Below are 2,304 nucleotides of genomic sequence, written 5' to 3'. Positions count from 1 at the left end.
TGATAACTGATAACTGATAACTGATAACTGATAACTGATAACTGATAACTGATAACTGATAACTGATAACTGATAACTGATAACTGATAACTGATAACTGATAACTGATAACTGATAACTGATAACTGATTATGGATACACCGCGACTACATCCGGATACGATCGAAGAAGTTAAACAAAGAATTGATATTGTGGATTTAATTTCCGAGAGAGTCGTCCTCAAAAAAAGGGGACGGGAATACGTCGGTTTATGTCCTTTTCACGAGGAAAAATCCCCCAGTTTTACGGTTAGTCCTGCCAAACAAATGTATTACTGTTTTGGCTGTGGTGCGGGGGGAAACGGGATTAAATTCTTGATGGAGGTGGGAAAACAATCTTTTAGTGAGGTGGTTTTCGATCTTGCTAGAAGGTATCAAATCCCGATTAAAACTCTGGCAGTAGAACAGCGTCAGGAATTAGAACAGAAATTATCCCTCAAGGAACAATTATACGAAATAATGGCCGTGGCGGTGAGTTTTTATCAACACGCCCTTAGTCAACCTCAAGGGGAAAAAGCGTTAGATTATCTCAAGGTACAACGACAACTAACCGCGGAAACCATCGCTAATTTTCAACTGGGATATTCTCCCCAAGGTTGGGAAACTCTCTATCGTTATTTGGTGGAACAGAAGCGCTATCCTGTGGCTTTAGTGGCACAAGCAGGATTAATTAAAGCGCGTCAAAATGGTAGTGGTTATTACGATCAATTTCGAGATCGTTTAATGATTCCTATTTTTGATAGCCAAGGACGAGCGATCGCTTTTGGTAGTCGCACTTTAGGTAATGAACAACCAAAGTATCTAAATTCTCCCGATACTCCTCTATTTGAAAAGGGAAAAACTCTCTTTGCTCTCCATCGAGCTAAACAGACAATTATTCAGCAAGATTTAGCGATAGTTGTGGAGGGTTATTTTGATGCGATTGCTCTCCATGCTGCCGGTATTACTAATGTGGTTGCCTGTTTAGGAACAGCCTTAAGTCAAGAGCAAATTAAGCTACTTTTGCGCTACAGTGAAAGTAAACAAATAATCTTTAATTTTGATGCCGATCAAGCGGGAATTAAAGCCACACAAAGGGCGATCGAGGAAATTAACTCCCTAGTTTATTCAGGACAAGTTAACCTAAAAATCCTCAATCTTCCCGATGGTAAAGATGCCGATGAATTTCTTAAATCTCGTGCTGACGGGGTGAATAGTTATCGAGAACTAATCGAAAAATCTCCTTTTTGGATTGATTGGCAAATATCGCAAATGTTGGTTAACAAAGATTTAAAACAGGGACTACATTTTCAACAAGTGTCTAGTAGTATGGTCAGTTTGCTGCAAAAGTTAATCGACGGCAATCAACGGACTTTTTATCTAGATTATTGTGCTGAAATTTTGGCTCAAAAAGATGCCGCTCGTTTGCCTTATATTTTTAAAAATCTCTCTAAACAGGTTAATAAACCTCAAGGAAAATCCCCAACAATTAAGAGGAAAAATATTCTAGATAAATCGGAAAAAAATGGCACAGAAAAAGCCGAATGGTTATTATTATTAATCTATCTACATTCCCCCGAATATCGGAGGCTCATTTGTGAACTTTTGGATGAAAAAGATTTAATTTTTAATCTCCCTGATTATCGTTGGTTATGGCAAGTAATTCTAGAGTTAGAAACCCAAATTACTAAACCAAGAGATTTGATGTCAGCTTTACAGAATCATTTATTGATGATCACCGCAGACAAAAATCGTGATTTTAATTCTTTATTTCACTTAAATGAGAATACCAGTCGGGAAATTTTGCAGCCAGAAGAACAGATCAAAAATGCTATTATAGCTATGGAAAAAATTAGTTTAATGGAATATCGTCGTTACTGTCAAGAACAATTAATTAATGCTCTCGACGGCAATCAACGGGAATTTTATCAGCAGGAATTCTATCAAACTGTTAATAAATTAATCGCAATTGATCCTCACTACCAACAAGCTTAATTCGGGTCTGCTGAAAAAGTTTTTCGGTGGGGGCAGGGTGTGGGGTGTGGGGTTTTACCGGTTTTGAGGTGGCCAATTAAGTAGGTAGGCACAATTATTTGTAGGATGGGTTAGCGGTAGCGTAACCCATGCGGGCGTTGGGTTTCATGCTTCAACCCAACCTTGTATATTGAGAGAGGTGCTAGACCGTCCCAACCTTGGTCGGAAAAGACCGCTTCGTAGCAAGGGTCACCACCATAATCTCCCTGACAAAACTCGAACAGTCGCCGGGGTCGTGGCGAAAACAATCAAT

Annotated in this window: 1 protein-coding gene and 1 pseudogene; one reads left to right on the top strand and one right to left on the bottom strand. The window is 39.0% G+C overall.

The window, feature by feature from the left end:
* Positions 1 to 223, bottom strand: a pseudogene (locus ACE1AQ_RS18240) (hypothetical protein); the annotation flags it as partial.
* Here ACE1AQ_RS18240 and dnaG point away from each other — a divergent pair.
* Entirely contained in the window at positions 132 to 2,012 is a 1,881-nt protein-coding gene (dnaG, locus tag ACE1AQ_RS18235; RefSeq protein WP_008198952.1) for a DNA primase, read from the top strand. The pseudogene ACE1AQ_RS18240 and the gene dnaG sit on opposite strands and share 92 nt — an antisense overlap.
* Positions 2,013 to 2,304: the final 292 nt, after the last annotated feature.

Origin of the sequence: Microcystis sp. BLCC-F209 (assembly GCF_041928595.1) — a bacterium.
Taxonomy (GTDB): Bacteria; Cyanobacteriota; Cyanobacteriia; order Cyanobacteriales; family Microcystaceae; genus Microcystis.
This window is presented reverse-complemented; position numbering and strand designations above follow the sequence as displayed.

Bases quoted from the DNA above. Each gene is read 5' to 3' on its own strand.
- dnaG (WP_008198952.1), top strand. From the start codon at position 132: ATGGATACACCGCGACTACATCCGGATACGATCGAAGAAGTTAAACAA.